This window comes from Rahnella sp. PAMC25617 (genome assembly GCF_050606005.1).
Classification (GTDB): Bacteria; Pseudomonadota; Gammaproteobacteria; order Enterobacterales; family Enterobacteriaceae; genus Rahnella; species Rahnella variigena.
Genome location: NZ_JBOCUM010000012.1, coordinates 141482 through 157269, shown reverse-complemented (window position 1 = coordinate 157269; position 15788 = coordinate 141482). Strand labels below are relative to the sequence as shown.

Here is a 15788-nt window from a genome sequence, read left to right as displayed (position 1 = left end):
CAGACATTTATGTTCAGGCCAAAGCCTTAACCATAAATATTCGCGCGCTCACGCAACTCTTTACCTGGTTTAAAGTGAGGAACGTACTTGCCGTCCAGCTCAACTTTATCACCCGTTTTAGGGTTGCGCCCAACACGCGGAGCACGGTAGTGAAGAGAAAAACTGCCAAACCCACGGATTTCGATGCGTTCACCATCAGCCAAGGTTGCAGCCATATGCTCAAGCATCTCTTTCACTGCATCCTCAACAGCTTTCGCCGGGATATGAGAGTGCTGGCCAGCAAGTCTTTCAATAAGTTCAGACTTGGTCATAGTACCTCCAAGCTTTGCAGCTAAACTACCGTTTCGGGGCAACAGAGTTGCCCCCCGTCATTACTCGCCTTTTGCCGCTTTGAACGCTTCAGCCATAGCGTTAGAGAAGTTGCTTTCGTCTGGTTTGTTGTTAACAACAGCGATTGCATCTTTCTCGTCTGCTTCGTCCTTAGCACGGACGGACAGGCTTACTACGCGGTTCTTACGATCAACACCGGTGAATTTAGCTTCAACTTCATCACCAACGCTCAGAACCAGAGTTGCGTCTTCAATACGGTCGCGAGAAGCTTCTGAAGCGCGCAGGTAACCTTCTACGCCACCAGCTAATTCAACTGTAGCACCTTTGGCGTCAACTGCTGTGACTTTACCAGTAACAATAGTACCTTTCTTGTTAACAGACAGGTAGTTATTGAATGGATCTTCAGCCAGTTGTTTCACGCCCAGGGAGATACGTTCACGTTCTGCGTCAACTTGCAGGACCACAGCTGCGATTTCGTCGCCTTTTTTGTATTCACGTACTGCTTCTTCGCCTGCAACGTTCCAGGAGATGTCAGACAGGTGAACCAGGCCGTCGATGCCGCCGTCCAGACCAATGAAGATACCGAAGTCAGTGATTGACTTGATTTTACCTTCAACACGGTCGTTCTTGTTGTGGGTCTCTGCGAATTGCTGCCATGGGTTGTTTTTGCATTGTTTCAGGCCCAGGGAGATGCGACGACGTTCTTCGTCGATATCCAGAACCATAACTTCAACAACATCGCCCACGTTAACAACTTTAGATGGGTGGATATTTTTGTTAGTCCAATCCATTTCAGAAACGTGAACCAGACCTTCAACGCCTTCTTCGATTTCTACGAAGCAGCCGTAATCAGTCAGGTTGGTAACGCGACCAGTCAGTTTAGTACCTTCTGGGTAACGTTTAGCGATAGCGACCCATGGATCTTCGCCCAGTTGTTTCAGACCCAGTGACACACGGGTACGTTCGCGGTCGAATTTAAGGACTTTAACAGTGATTTCATCGCCGACATTAACGATTTCGCTTGGGTGCTTAACGCGTTTCCAGGCCATGTCAGTGATGTGCAGCAGGCCGTCAACGCCGCCCAGATCAACGAATGCACCGTAGTCAGTGAGGTTCTTAACGATACCTTTAACTTCCATGCCTTCCTGCAGGTTTTCCAGCAGCTGATCGCGCTCTGCGCTGTTCTCAGACTCAATTACTGCACGACGGGAAACAACAACGTTGTTGCGTTTCTGGTCCAGTTTGATGACTTTGAACTCAAGATCTTTGCCTTCGAGATGCAGCGTGTCGCGAACAGGACGAACGTCTACCAGTGAACCTGGCAGGAACGCACGGATACCGTTCAGCTCAACAGTGAAACCGCCTTTAACTTTACCGTTGATAACACCGGTAACAGTTGCAGATTCTTCGTAAGCTTTTTCCAGCGTGATCCAAGCTTCATGACGTTTAGCTTTTTCACGGGACAGCAGAGTTTCACCGAAGCCGTCTTCAACAGCGTCCAGCGCAACATCAACTTCGTCGCCAACCTGGATTTCCAGTTCGCCCTGTGCGTTTTTGAATTGTTCTGCCGGGATTGCAGACTCAGATTTCAGACCGGCGTCAACCAGTACGATATCTTTGTCGATTGACACAACAACACCACGAACGATGGAACCAGGACGGGTTTCGATTGTTTTTAAGGATTCTTCAAAGAGTTGAGCAAAAGATTCAGTCATGTTGATAATCTTTAGGTTCTTAAGTTTAACGTCCATCTGGCTTCCTGCTGGATGGGGTTGTTTCAAATGCCCCGCTACAGATCCTTGCGGCGAGGTTAAAAAAAACTATAGCCAAAACTGGCACTGAATATTCTTCAGCACCAGATTACGGCTCGATTACCGGGTTTGTTTTTGCGGCAATCCTAGAATTTCTGTGGCATAAGCCAGCGCTTTTTCGATGACTTCGTCGATGGACATGCTGGTTGAATCCAGCAATAACGCATCGGAAGCAGCCACTAAAGGCGCAATAGATCTATTACGATCACGATCATCGCGTTCTTTGATCTCGGCTAAAAGCCGTTCAAAGTTAACACTAAAGCCTTTTTCCTGCAACTGTAGCATTCTTCTGTTTGCACGCTCTTCGGAACTGGCATCCAGAAATATCTTTACAGGGGCATCAGGGAAAACCACGGTGCCCATATCGCGACCATCGGCAATCAGACCCGGTGTATCGCGGAATGCGCGCTGCCGGCGCAATAATGCTTCACGAACGCGGGGAAATGCCGCCGCCTGAGACGCCGTATTCCCAACGGTTTCGGTGCGGATTTCGTTGGTAACATCCTCACCTTCTAAAATAACGTGTAACTGCCCATCCTGGGCCACAAAACGAACATCGAGATGTGCGGCAAGCGGAACGAGCGCCTCTTCTGAGACAATATCAACCTGATGATGCAAAGCCGCCAGCGCTAATACGCGGTAAATCGCGCCGGAATCGAGCAGATGCCAGTTAAAGGCTTCGGCCAGTGCCTTGCACAACGTACCTTTACCTGCACCACTTGGCCCATCAACGGTGATTACCGGGGCTAAAGCCGTCATTTTTGTCTCCTTTCGGTGGGGTATACCCGCTTCATTAGTCTCACAGGACTAATTCAGGAGCGGCATTATACGCTGCCTTTACGACAACTGTTACCCCACATTTTTCAGTTGCCTAAAAAGCGGACGGTTCTGAGCCTGAAAACAAAAAAACGGACATCGTGTGATGTCCGTTCGCTCAGTGGCATTCACAGTGAAAGACTATGCCAGAGTGCTGATTCCTGCCAGACGTTCAAAATAGTCCGGGAATGTTTTCGCCGTGCATTTCGGGTCCAGAATAGTCACCGGCGTATCCGATAACGCCACCAGCGAGAAACACATCGCCATACGGTGATCATTATAGGTTCCGATCTCAGCAAACTTCAGCGATTTAGGCGGTTCAACGCGAATATAATCTTCGCCCTCTTCGACCGTCGCACCGACTTTACGCAATTCTGTCGCCATTGCCGCCAGACGATCGGTTTCTTTAACGCGCCAGTTATAGATATTACGCAGCGTCGTCGGGCCTTCGGCAAACAATGCGGCGGTAGCAATGGTCATCGCAGCATCTGGAATATGGTTCATGTCCATGTCGATGCCTTTCAGCTCCCCACGGGTACATTCAATGTAGTCATCAGCCCAGTGAATGGTTGCGCCCATTTTTTCCAGCACATCGGCAAAACGAATATCGCCCTGCATACTGTTTTTGCCGATACCGGTCACGCGAACCGTGCCGCCTTTGATCGCAGCTGCGGCCAGGAAATAGGACGCGGAAGACGCATCGCCTTCGACCAGATAAGAACCCGGGGACACATATTGCTGACGACCTTTGATGCTGAATTTCTGATACTGGTGGTTTTCCACTTCAATACCGAATGTTTTCATCAGGTTAAGGGTGATGTCGATATAAGGTTTGGAAACCAGATCACCTTTAATCTGAATCGTCGTGTCGTTGTCTGCCAGCGGAGCTGTCATTAACAGCGCAGTCAGGAACTGGCTGGAAACGCTGCCATCAACACTGACGTCGCCACCACTAAAACCACCGCGCAGACGCAGCGGCGGATAATTTTCCTGCTCCAGATAATCAATCTGCGCGCCACCCTGACAAAGTGCATCCACCAGATGACCGATCGGACGCTCTTTCATACGCGGCTCGCCGGTCAGCACGACATCTTGTTCGCCCAGACATAACGCCGCAGCCAGCGGACGCATTGCGGTGCCCGCATTGCCCAGAAAAAGTTCCAGACCTTTAGCGTTGGAAAAAGCGTGGCCCAGACCATCAATTTCGCATTCGGTACGATCCGCCGATAAACGATGCGTAACGCCCAATTGCGTCAGTGCGGTGAGCATATGGCGAACATCGTCGCTGTCGAGCAGGTTAGTCAGGCGGGTAGTGCCCTGTGCAAAAGCAGCCAGTAAAAGTGCGCGGTTGGAAACACTTTTTGAGCCAGGTAAATTGATGCTGCCGTTAACCAGCGCAACGGGTTGTAATGTCAGGGATTCCACTCTTTCTCCAATTCTTCTTTTCATAAAATGACCCCGGACATTGAGCCGGGGTCATTTTTAAGGCTACTTACTTAAGCATTCTGCGGGCCCGAAAGCCAGCACGCTTAGCCGTGGCGTTTTTCAAACTCTGCCATGAAGTCGGTCAGTGCTTTCACGCCTTCAATCGGCATCGCATTATAAATAGATGCACGCATACCACCAGCCACACGGTGGCCTTTCAATGCCTGCAGACCGGCTTCCTGCGCCTGCTCAAGGAACAGTTTGTCCAGAGAAGCATCAGCCATCTGGAAAGGAACGTTCATCCACGAACGGTTTTCCGCAGCGACCGGATTACGGTAGAAACCGGTACGGTCGATAGCACCATACAACAGTTCGGCTTTCGCGCGGTTGCGTTTTTCCATTTCACGCAGACCACCTTGCTCTTTCAGCCACTTGAATACCATGCCTGATAAATACCACGCGAAGGTCGGCGGGGTATTGAACATAGAGTCGTTCTCAGCCAGCACGGTATAATCAAGAATGGAAGGCAATTCAGTGCGCGCTTTACCCAGCAAGTCTTCGCGAACGATAACCAGTGTCAGGCCGGCAGGACCGATGTTTTTCTGTGCGCCGGCATAAATCACACCAAAACGGCTGACATCAATCGGGCGGGAGAGAATGCAGGATGAGTAATCCGCAACGACGATTTTGTCACCAAAATCAGGCATTTCGTCGATAGCGATACCATCGATAGTTTCATTTGGGCAGTAATGAACGTAGGCAGAATCTGCATTCAGCTTCCATTCATTCATTGGCAGAATGCCACGTTTACCGTCAACGGTCGTCGTGACATCAATAACATTCGGTGTGCAATATTTTTTCGCTTCGTTGACTGCGCTGTGAGCCCAGTAACCACCATCAATATAATCGGCTGAGGATTTATCACCCAGCAGGTTCATTGGGACAGCAGCAAATTGCGCGCGTGCGCCACCGTGGCAAAAGAGCACTTTGTAGTTCGAGGGAATATTCAGCAGATCACGGATATCCTTTTCGGACTCTTCAGCAACCTGGATAAACTCCTTACTGCGGTGACTGATTTCCATCACCGAGGTACCCAGTCCGTGCCAGTTACAAAGTTCCTGTTCCGCACGACGCAACACTTCAGCCGGGATCATTGCCGGACCTGCACTAAAATTATAAACCTGAGTCATTTCCCCTCACCACTTCTCTGAGACAGCCACATAGTTGCCTTTAATTTACCGGTTTTATCATTGGAAACAAGCCATCTGTAACGGTTATTCCTCATGACCTGATAAAGCGCGTTGAGATCTGCGTCACAAGGTTATTTACTCCCTGGAAAGCTGATTTAACAGGATTATATGTTCACACTCGCACAGTGCTTAGTGCCCTCACCCAGGTGATATTCTGACACCGCGGACAGCTGGCTTTTTCCCCTACTTTGAATGACTTAATCAGGCTGCACCGATGGCAGGCATAAAGCCCGCTGGTCACCATCAGGGTTTCGATATCGATATAATCTTCGGGTAAAACCGGCAACCCCGGCTCCACATCGTCATCCTGACGGAAGTAAACGCTCAGGCCGCCATTGGCTTCCAGAAAAGCCAGCCGGACCTGTCCGAGATGTTCGACACCTTTTTGGCGCAACTCCATATAAAACTCGCCTTTGGTAATATTTTCCCTCGCCATGGTTTCCCACTCGAACATACCGTCGCGAATAATGATTAGCGGTTTGCCTTCCATCCAGTTCTGAAAATGGCGGCTTTTATCCATCAGCCAGGTAGAAAGACGGTAAAGCAGAAGGATGGAAAAGAAGACCGCAAACACCGGCAGCAAAGGTACATCATCATAGAAAGTGACGTCACCGGCCGCAGAGCCCAGCGTCAGAATAATCACCACTTCAAATAAAGAAAGCTGGTTGACCCCGCGACGTCCGGTGAGTTTCAGAAATATAAACACCACTACAAAGATGAAAAAACAGCGGAATGTTACCTCTCCCAGATACTCCAGAGGGAACTTATCCAGTGTCATACGTTTGATATCAAAAGCCTGCATAGATGCCTCACGGGAAGTGAAAACAGCGGCTTACGGACCGCGGATTTACAGACAAGCTTAGCGCGTTACAACGCGATTACATTCTTAACACGAATACATGGAGCTAATACGTAAAACCCCGTATCATTGCGCGTTTTTAGCACGCTCAAAAGTGAACTCAATGACGCAAACTTTTATTCCTGGTAAAGACGCGGCGCTGGAAGACTCCATTTCCCGCTTCCAACAAAAACTCACCGATCTCGGCTTTAATATCGAAGAAGCTTCTTGGCTGAATCCGGTTCCCCACGTCTGGTCAGTGCACATTCGCGACCGCGACTGCCCGCTGTGCTTCACCAACGGTAAAGGCGCCAGCAAAAAAGCCGCTCTGGCTTCTGCTCTGGGTGAATATTTTGAACGTCTGTCGACCAACTATTTCTTCGCGGATTTCTATCTTGGCAAAGACATCGCCAATGGCGATTTCGTCCACTATCCGAATGAGAAGTGGTTCCCGCTGCCGGAAGATGACAGCCTGCCAGCTGGCATTCTGGATGAACGCCTGCACGATTTTTATGACGCTGAGAAAGAACTGGTTGCCAGTGATCTGATCGACCTGCAATCCGGCAATCCTGATCGTGGTATCTGCGCCCTGCCGTTTACCCGTCAGTCAGATCTGCAAACCGTTTATATTCCGATGAACATCATCGGCAACCTGTACGTTTCCAACGGGATGTCCGCGGGTAACACCGCTAATGAAGCGCGCGTTCAGGGTCTGTCCGAAGTCTTCGAGCGTTACGTCAAAAACCGCATCATTGCTGAATCCATCAGCCTGCCAGAAATTCCTGCTGAGGTTCTGGCGCGCTATCCGGGTGTGGTTGAAGCCATCGCCAAACTGGAAGAAGAAGGTTTCCCTATTCTTTCTTATGACGCCTCTCTGGGCGGCAATTATCCGGTTATTTGTGTGGTTCTTTTCAACCCGGCCAACGGCACCTGTTTCGCTTCCTTTGGTGCGCACCCGGATTTCGGCGTGGCACTGGAACGTACCGTCACTGAGCTGTTGCAGGGCCGCAGCCTGAAAGATCTGGATGTCTTCACTGCACCGACCTTCGATGACGAAGAAGTGGCCGAGCACGCCAACCTTGAAACCCACTTCATCGATTCAAGCGGTCTGATTTCGTGGGATATGTTCAAGCAGGACGCAGACTATCCGTTTGCAGACTGGAGCTTCAGCGGCACCACTGAAGAAGAATTCGCCACACTGATGGCTATCTTCGATAAAGAAGATGCTGAAGTGTATATCGCTGATTACGAACATCTGGACGTGTATGCCTGCCGCATTATCGTTCCGGGCATGTCCGACATCTATCCTGCAGAAGATCTGCTGCTGGCAAACAACAGCATGGGTGCGCATCTGCGTGACCAACTGCTGGCGTTGCCGGACAGTGACCTGCCAAAAGAAACCTATCTTGAGATGATCACCCAGCTCGATGATGAAGGTCTGGATGACTTCACCCGCGTGCGTGAACTGCTGGGCATTGCCAGCGGCAAAGACAACGGCTGGTACACGCTGCGTGTCGGTGAGCTGAAATCTATGCTGGCACTGGCCGGTGGTGATTTGGATCAGGCGCTGACCTGGGCTGAATGGGCGCATGAGTTCAACTCTTCTGTCTACAGCGATGAGCGCAACAACTACTACCGTTGTCTGCAAACTCTGCTGCAGCTGTCTCTGGAAGAAGATCGCGAACCCGCACAGTACTACAACGCCTTCGTGAAAATGTACGGTCAGAAAGCGGTTGAAGATGCTTCTGCAGCTATCAGCGGTGAAGTTCGTTTCCATAGCCTGTTTGCTGTTGATCCTGAACTTAAAGCATTACCAGCCCACCAGGCGCTGCTTGGCGCATACGAAAAACTGCAAGTCGCAAAACGTCGTCACTGGTCGAAAGCGTAATCGAACGGACATGATGAATTGATTAAAGCCAGCGGGATTTCCTGCTGGCTTTTTTGTTTATACATTCAATGCAGATCCTGCGCATGTGCTGCTCTCTTTGTCCGCAAAGGTTTGACTCAGCCATTAAAATGACGTGTAATTCCGCGCGAAATAATGTGCTTTTGGCGTTTTTACGACAAAAATATGACACTTATTTTTATGCATTTTTTTATGGGTTAAATCAAAGTGAAATTTACAGACTAAAAATAGTGATATTAATTAACATTAAAGCCTTATTATTAACCCGAAAGTAAAAATAATTTTGAGCACCCTCAACTTTATTTGCAAAAATTAAAATGTTTTTATATCAGTATTTTCAATGAGTTAACACCAAAACCACCCCTTCAGTAGTACGCCGAAAACCACCAAAAACCGCCTCGTATGATCCACGTCAATTTTTACGTTATACTGCTTTGCTAGTATCTCGTTGCGCAGTGCATAGCCCTGAATAAGAGAGTTAATGTGAAAGCTGACAACCCCTTCGATCTCATTTTACCCGCCGCTACAGCAAAAGTTGCTGAAGATGCCGGCGTTTATAAAGCCACCAAACAGCCGTTAAAAACATTCTTTTTAGCCATTACTGCTGGCGTCTTTATTTCTATTGCTTTTGCTTTTTATATCACCGCCACCACAGGCACCGGAACCGTACCTTATGGTCTTGCAAAACTCGTCGGGGGCATCTGCTTCTCACTGGGTCTGATGCTGGTCGTAGTGTGTGGCGCCGACCTGTTTACTTCCACTGTGCTTATCGTGATTGCAAAAGCCAGCGGGCGTATCACCTGGGGGCAATTGGCACGCAATTGGGTCAATGTCTATTTTGGTAACCTGATTGGCTGCCTGTTCTTTGTGGCTCTGATTTGGTTCTCCGGTGAATACATGGTCGATAATGGCTTGTGGGGCCTTAATGTCTTGCAAACCGCTGACCATAAAATGCATCACACATTTATCGAAGCCGTATGTCTTGGGATCCTCGCTAACCTGATGGTTTGTCTGGCGGTATGGATGAGTTACTCCGGCCGTAGCTTGATGGACAAAATGTTCGCCATGATTTTGCCAGTAGGTATGTTCGTCGCCAGCGGCTTTGAACACAGCATTGCCAACATGTTCATGATCCCTTTAGGCATCGTAGTGAAAAACTTTGCGACACCAGAATTCTGGCAGGCTGTCGGGGCAACACCGGCACAATTCGCAGAACTGAACATCTCTAACTTTATCATCGACAATCTCATCCCTGTGACCATAGGTAACATCATCGGGGGCGGTTTGCTGGTAGGGTTAACGTACTGGGTTATATATCTTCGCGATGAGAAGCACCACTGATACAACGTGGCAGTCTTGTTACGACAGTTTTACTCGTGATTTTTAAAGAAATCCAAATTAGAAGGTAGGTGCAAAATGTCCAAGCTCAATGAAAAATTGACCAACGCATGGCAAGGTTTTAGTGCTGGTGAATGGCAGAATGGCGTAAACGTCCGTGACTTCATTCAGAAGAACTACACACCGTATGAAGGTGATGAGTCCTTCCTGGCTGGCGCTACCGAAGCGACAACCACCCTGTGGGATAAAGTAATGGATGGTATCAAACTGGAGAACCGCACTAAGGCTCCTGTTGATTTCGATACTGACGTTGCCTCTACCATCACTTCTCACGATGCCGGTTACATCAATAAATCTCTGGAAACTATCGTTGGTCTGCAAACTGACGCGCCATTGAAACGTGCTCTGATCCCATTCGGCGGCATCAAAATGGTCGAAGGTTCATGTAAAGTTTATGGCCGTGAACTGGATCCAGCGCTGAAGAAAGTTTTCACTGATTATCGTAAAACGCACAACCAGGGCGTATTTGATGTTTACACCAAAGACATCCTGAACTGCCGTAAATCCGGTGTTCTGACTGGTCTTCCAGATGCGTATGGCCGTGGCCGTATCATCGGTGACTACCGTCGCGTTGCACTGTACGGTATCGACTTCCTGATGGCCGATAAATACGCACAATTCCAGTCTCTGCAAGACGACCTGGAAAATGGCGTAAACCTGGAAATGACCATCCAGCTGCGTGAAGAAATCTCTGAACAACACCGTGCACTGGGCCAGATTAAAGAAATGGCTGCTAAATACGGTTGCGACATTTCTGGTCCTGCGACTAACGCACAGGAAGCTGTACAGTGGACTTACTTCGGCTACCTGGCTGCAGTTAAATCTCAGAACGGCGCTGCAATGTCCTTCGGCCGCGTATCTACTTTCCTTGACGTGTTCATCGAACGTGATATTAAAGCTGGCAAACTGACTGAAGAACAAGCTCAGGAACTGATTGACCATCTGGTTATGAAACTGCGTATGGTTCGTTTCCTGCGTACACCTGAGTATGATGAACTGTTCTCCGGTGACCCAATCTGGGCAACTGAATCTCTGGCAGGTATGGGCGTTGACGGCCGTACTCTGGTTACCAAAAGCAGCTTCCGCTTCCTGAATACCCTGTACACCATGGGTCCTTCACCAGAGCCGAACATGACCATCCTGTGGTCTGAAAAACTGCCAATGAACTTCAAAAAGTACGCAGCGAAAGTGTCTATCGATACCTCATCAGTACAGTATGAGAACGATGACCTGATGCGTCCTGACTTCAACAACGATGACTATGCTATCGCTTGTTGTGTGAGCCCAATGGTTGTGGGTAAACAAATGCAGTTCTTCGGCGCTCGTGCAAACCTGGCAAAAACCATGTTGTACGCAATCAACGGCGGCGTTGATGAAAAAATGAAAATCCAGGTTGGTCCTAAAGAAGCACCAATGATGGATGAAGTCCTGACCTTTGATAAAGTCATGGACCGCATGGATCACTTCATGGACTGGTTGGCTAAACAGTACGTGACTGCGCTGAACATCATTCACTACATGCATGACAAATACAGCTACGAAGCATCGCTGATGGCTCTGCATGACCGTGACGTTTATCGCACCATGGCGTGTGGTATCGCAGGTCTGTCAGTTGCTGCTGACTCCCTGTCCGCTATCAAATACGCAAAAGTTAGCACCATCCGTGACGAAGACGGCCTGGCTGTAGACTTCAAAATTGAAGGCGAATATCCACAGTTCGGTAACAACGATTCTCGCGTAGATGACATCGCTTGTGACCTGGTAGAACGTTTCATGAAGAAAATTCAGAAACTGCGTACCTACCGTGGCGCTGTAGCAACTCAGTCTGTTCTGACCATCACCTCTAACGTGGTTTATGGTAAGAAAACGGGTAACACTCCAGACGGTCGTCGCGCTGGCGCTCCATTTGGTCCAGGTGCTAACCCAATGCACGGTCGTGACCAGAAAGGTGCGGTTGCCTCTCTGACTTCTGTTGCTAAACTGCCGTTTGCTTACGCGAAAGATGGTATTTCTTATACCTTCTCTATCGTTCCAAATGCGCTGGGTAAAGACGATGATGTGCGTAAAGCAAACCTCGCTGGCCTGATGGATGGTTATTTCCACCACGAAGCGTCCATTGAAGGTGGTCAACACCTGAACGTGAACGTGATGAACCGCGAAATGCTGTTAGATGCGATGGAACATCCTGAAAACTATCCTCAGCTGACCATCCGTGTTTCTGGTTACGCAGTGCGTTTCAACTCACTGACTAAAGAACAGCAACAAGACGTTATTACTCGTACTTTCACCAAGTCCCTGTAATAACTCAGCCTTGTAATCTGGTCTGATAAAAGGCTCCACAGTGTGGAGCCTTTGTTTCATCTCTCCCTGCCCTGCACTGTCTGCACGACAGTCTGTTTTGCCAGAGCGCTATACGTTGTGGATCTCTGGCAAAGCAGTAGCACCATTGCTGACAATCAACCTTATTGATTGTCTGGTATCATAAACCTGTGGTTTTCAGTTTATCTCTGCCAGGCCAGCACCCGCACATGTAGACTGCTATTCATTGGTCAATATGGAGAATAACCCGCAATGTCAGTTCAAGGTCGCATCCACTCATATGAATCCTGTGGCACCGTTGACGGCCCAGGTATCCGTTTCATTGTTTTCTTTCAGGGCTGCCTGATGCGTTGCATGTATTGCCATAACCGCGATACCTGGGACACGCACGGCGGGACAGAGATCAATGTTGATGATTTAATGAAAGAAGTCGTGACCTATCGCCACTTTATGAATGCTTCCGGCGGTGGTGTGACGGCGTCAGGTGGCGAAGCCATCCTTCAGGCAGAATTTGTGCGCGACTGGTTCCGCGCCTGCCAGAAAGAAGGGATTAATACCTGTCTGGACACCAACGGTTTTGTCCGCCGTTATGATCCGGTGATCGACGAATTACTGGATGTCTCAGATCTGGTTATGCTAGATCTTAAGCAAATGAATGACGATATTCACCAGAATCTGGTCGGCGTATCTAACCACCGTACGCTGGACTTTGCCCGCTATCTGGCAAAACGTAATCAGCGCACCTGGATCCGTTATGTTGTTGTACCGGGCTGGTCTGACGATGATGAGTCCGCGCATAAACTCGGCGAGTTCACCAAAGACATGACTAACATCGAGAAGATTGAACTGTTGCCATATCATGAACTCGGCAAACATAAATGGACGGCAATGGGCGAGAAATATGGACTGGACGGCGTCAATCCGCCGACCAAAGAAATCATGGAAAGAGTGAAAAACATTCTCGCCAGCTACGGGCATAAAGTTATCTATTAAACACAGATATCCAGCCCATTAAAAAGACGCCATTTGGCGTCTTTTTTGCTTTGTGAGACTAAGATTCTCAATGAAACCATACCCAAAATAATTGGAGTTGCAATAAGGCGCCAAGTGAGGAGATCCCGATGAGCTGACATAAGTCAGTGATACGGGTCCCGGAGCGTAACTAACGCAGTTGCAGCATCAAGAATGAAGGGTACTACGCTGCGGCCACAGGATTATGAGTATGATCCGCTTTACGCATCAGCATCATTAGATAGACCAGCGAAACCACTGCGATCATCACAAACAGCAAACGGTCAGAATAACTCTGCATCAGCATCGCGGTCATTGTCGGTCCCGCAAGGCTGCCGATGGTGTAACTCATTAGCAACGCCTGATTCATCGCCACCAGCTCATCAGCACTCACTTTCTCACAGGCCCATGACATCGCGACCGGATACAGCGTAAAGCCCGCACATCCGAGGATAAACAGCGTCGGCGCCATCGCATACCCACTGAGCATGGCAATACTGCCGAGGATCACACAAAATATCTGGATGCGTAAAACCATCAGGCGACCATAGCGATCTGCCAAACGTCCTACCGGCCACTGTCCGATAATCCCCGCGCTGACCAGCAATGCCATCCAGTAACCTACGTTCGCATCACTCATTCCCTGATGCGCCAGGAACAGCGGCATCAGTCCGTAAAGTGAACCGAGGACAATACCGGAAATAATACAGCCGTTTATCCCCAGACGTGCATTACGCCGTCTGAACATCGGCATCACCGCATGGCGCGGTTGTTCACTGTCCTGATCCTCAATATGCGTTAACAGCAAAGGCAGCATCGCAATCACAATCAGTGCAGTCACCCAAGGTAAAACGCTGAAGATTGCCGTTGGTACGGTTCCGACGAGTAACTGCCCTGCTACCGTTCCGATGTAATACATGATCATATACGCCGCCAGCAGCTGGCCACGGTTTTTGACTGTTCCGCTACGTAACAGCGCACTTTCCACCACAACCCAGATCAGCGCACACCCAATCCCCGCGACAAAACGCGCCGATACCCAGGTCCAGAAGCTCATGGAAAGCGCCAGCCCTGCGGTGGCGACCGCAAATATTACACAGGAAAGGTAATAGCTACGGTTGAAACCGATGCGTTTTATCAGCCCGCCTGCGAGCAAAGTGCCCAGCAGGTTACCGGTAAAATACGATGAACTGACCAGCCCGACCTGCCAGGTCGGTAGCTGTTCATGGCTGAGCCAAAGAGGTACCAGCGTGTTTAAAACGGCGATAGAAATCGTCAGCAAAAGGAGTCCGCACAGGAGCAGAGAAACGGGGCGAGAATAGGCGGACATAGGACATTGATGACCACAAACAGAAGGAAATTGCGCGCATCATGCCACTGGCGGATAAAAAGTCAATCTGGCAAAAATTGACCTGAGCACAAACTGCAGAGTGATGATTGAAATCGTTAATCAAGCGCGTGTATCAGGAATCATGATGCTTTAATGACAAGTCAATATCACCATGATAACAAACGAGTTTGCATTTACCGCAACCGTTACATTTTGCGCTATCAACGCTGGGTTGATTTTGTTGATTAAAAAATATTGCCGTGCGCGGACACGCAATTTCGCACATCCTGCACAAGTCATCCATGCGACCAAGACATTGCGGCAAAATCACCGGACGCAAACCGGTATCCATCACGACAGTGGCATCCAGTGCACCATTCTCGCAGGATGACGTACAGGCGCCACAAGCATCACATTCCGCATACTCAATGGCCAGTGTCGCCTTCCCTTCACGGATACTCAAAATACCCACCGGGCAAGCCTCTCCACAGCGACCACAACCATCGCATTTTTGAATAAACAGCGACTCTGCTATTGCCTGAGGTGGACGCGCGCGCTGGCGAACCAGGAATGTTTTCTCCGGGCTGACAGTCTGTTCAATAACCTGTTTTGCGGGTGACAACAAACCGCGGAATAATCCCCGGCGGCTGACGGTTCTGCTGCTCATCCAGGTCCGGTAAAAGCCAGCGTCGCGTGGATCGCTCATCAGAAATACAGATCCGCTGTTACCACATCCAGACCCTGCTGCTGGATCCAGCCACAGAGCGTGGATTCCGCCAGTAAAGCCACACCCACGTAAAACGGATGCTCAGCTTTCTGCCGCAACAATTCCAGATAACGCCCTGACCACGGCAGCAAATGCATTGTCAGAAATTCATTCAACAATGCCGGAGAGTTTTCCGCCAGCCACGCAGACATCATCAGTAGTAAACCAATGTGATCCTCTGGTTCTGCCTGTGTCAGGTGCGGTTCGATGCCGTTTTCGCGCATCCACTGCCGAAGCGCCAGCGTTGAATCGCCAAACACGACAGACTCTTTATCCAGATAGACCGAGCCCCACGGCGGTGCTGGCAGCGCGTAAGGGCCCACAAACAGGCGCTGATAGGCGTCCGCGAGGCTTTCTTGCGCCTGATCGATCTGGCTGAAATATCCAGTAACCTGCGCTTTGGCATCTTCAGTGGCACAGGGCCACAAGGGTGCCCATTCGCTGCTTTCCAGTAATGCAATTAAGGGCTGAACTTCGCGGGAATCTGGCGGATAAAATAATACGGCACCTAAAATTTTACCGGTTGAACTGATTGATTCTGCTGACATAATTCACTCTGCTTAGAGAGAACACGCCACCGCAAGCGAC

General features: G+C 49.4%; 13 protein-coding genes. 4 read left to right on the top strand and 9 right to left on the bottom strand.

From position 1 onward, the window contains the following. Window positions 1–26: 26 nt before the first annotated feature. The 6 genes from ihfB to ACM615_RS15675 form a co-directional block, all read right to left on the bottom strand. Window positions 27–311, bottom strand: coding sequence for an integration host factor subunit beta (gene ihfB, locus ACM615_RS15700; RefSeq protein WP_431012149.1), 285 nt, complete (start codon window positions 309–311; stop codon window positions 27–29). A gap of 60 nt (window positions 312–371) precedes the next feature. After that, entirely contained in the window at window positions 372–2045 is a 1674-nt protein-coding gene (rpsA, locus tag ACM615_RS15695; RefSeq protein WP_095925166.1) for a 30S ribosomal protein S1, read from the bottom strand. 156 nt (window positions 2046–2201) lie between these two features. Continuing rightward, entirely contained in the window at window positions 2202–2900 is a 699-nt protein-coding gene (gene cmk / locus ACM615_RS15690; RefSeq protein WP_112287348.1) for a (d)CMP kinase, read from the bottom strand. 198 nt (window positions 2901–3098) lie between these two features. Next, on the bottom strand, window positions 3099–4382 hold the full coding sequence (gene aroA / locus ACM615_RS15685; RefSeq protein ID WP_159281177.1) for a 3-phosphoshikimate 1-carboxyvinyltransferase: 1284 nt from the start codon (window positions 4380–4382) through the stop codon (window positions 3099–3101). 104 nt (window positions 4383–4486) lie between these two features. Further along, complete coding sequence (gene serC / locus ACM615_RS15680; RefSeq protein WP_132965326.1) at window positions 4487–5572, bottom strand: 3-phosphoserine/phosphohydroxythreonine transaminase; 1086 nt, start codon at window positions 5570–5572, stop codon at window positions 4487–4489. Between the two features lie 172 nt (window positions 5573–5744). Next, on the bottom strand, window positions 5745–6434 hold the full coding sequence (locus ACM615_RS15675; RefSeq protein ID WP_129637989.1) for a DUF421 domain-containing protein: 690 nt from the start codon (window positions 6432–6434) through the stop codon (window positions 5745–5747). 160 nt (window positions 6435–6594) lie between these two features. Between ACM615_RS15675 and ycaO the strand changes: the two genes are divergently transcribed. The 4 genes from ycaO (at window position 6595) to pflA (ending at window position 13086) form a co-directional block, all read left to right on the top strand. Next, entirely contained in the window at window positions 6595–8358 is a 1764-nt protein-coding gene (gene ycaO / locus ACM615_RS15670; RefSeq protein ID WP_120161212.1) for a 30S ribosomal protein S12 methylthiotransferase accessory factor YcaO, read from the top strand. A 501-nt stretch (window positions 8359–8859) separates the two neighbouring features. After that, window positions 8860–9717, top strand: a complete 858-nt coding sequence (focA, locus tag ACM615_RS15665) for a formate transporter FocA (RefSeq protein ID WP_112287343.1) — start codon at window positions 8860–8862, stop codon at window positions 9715–9717. Between the two features lie 75 nt (window positions 9718–9792). Beyond that, on the top strand, window positions 9793–12075 hold the full coding sequence (pflB, locus tag ACM615_RS15660) for a formate C-acetyltransferase (RefSeq protein ID WP_112287342.1): 2283 nt from the start codon (window positions 9793–9795) through the stop codon (window positions 12073–12075). 270 nt (window positions 12076–12345) lie between these two features. Next, a complete protein-coding gene (gene pflA, locus ACM615_RS15655) occupies window positions 12346–13086 on the top strand; it encodes a pyruvate formate lyase 1-activating protein (RefSeq protein ID WP_120161208.1) in 741 nt (246 codons plus the stop codon). Window positions 13087–13288: 202 nt separating this feature from the next. Here the strand turns inward: pflA and ACM615_RS15650 are convergent, their stop codons facing one another. The 3 genes from ACM615_RS15650 to dmsD all read right to left on the bottom strand — a co-directional run bounded on the left by ACM615_RS15650 (window position 13289) and on the right by dmsD (window position 15748). After that, window positions 13289–14434, bottom strand: a complete 1146-nt coding sequence (locus tag ACM615_RS15650) for an MFS transporter (protein WP_120161206.1) — start codon at window positions 14432–14434, stop codon at window positions 13289–13291. Window positions 14435–14567: 133 nt separating this feature from the next. Then, window positions 14568–15140, bottom strand: coding sequence for a ferredoxin-type protein NapF (locus ACM615_RS15645; protein WP_129638963.1), 573 nt, complete (start codon window positions 15138–15140; stop codon window positions 14568–14570). Continuing rightward, on the bottom strand, window positions 15140–15748 hold the full coding sequence (dmsD, locus tag ACM615_RS15640; protein ID WP_431012148.1) for a Tat proofreading chaperone DmsD: 609 nt from the start codon (window positions 15746–15748) through the stop codon (window positions 15140–15142). The genes ACM615_RS15645 and dmsD overlap by 1 nt, the downstream gene beginning before the upstream one ends. Window positions 15749–15788: the final 40 nt, after the last annotated feature.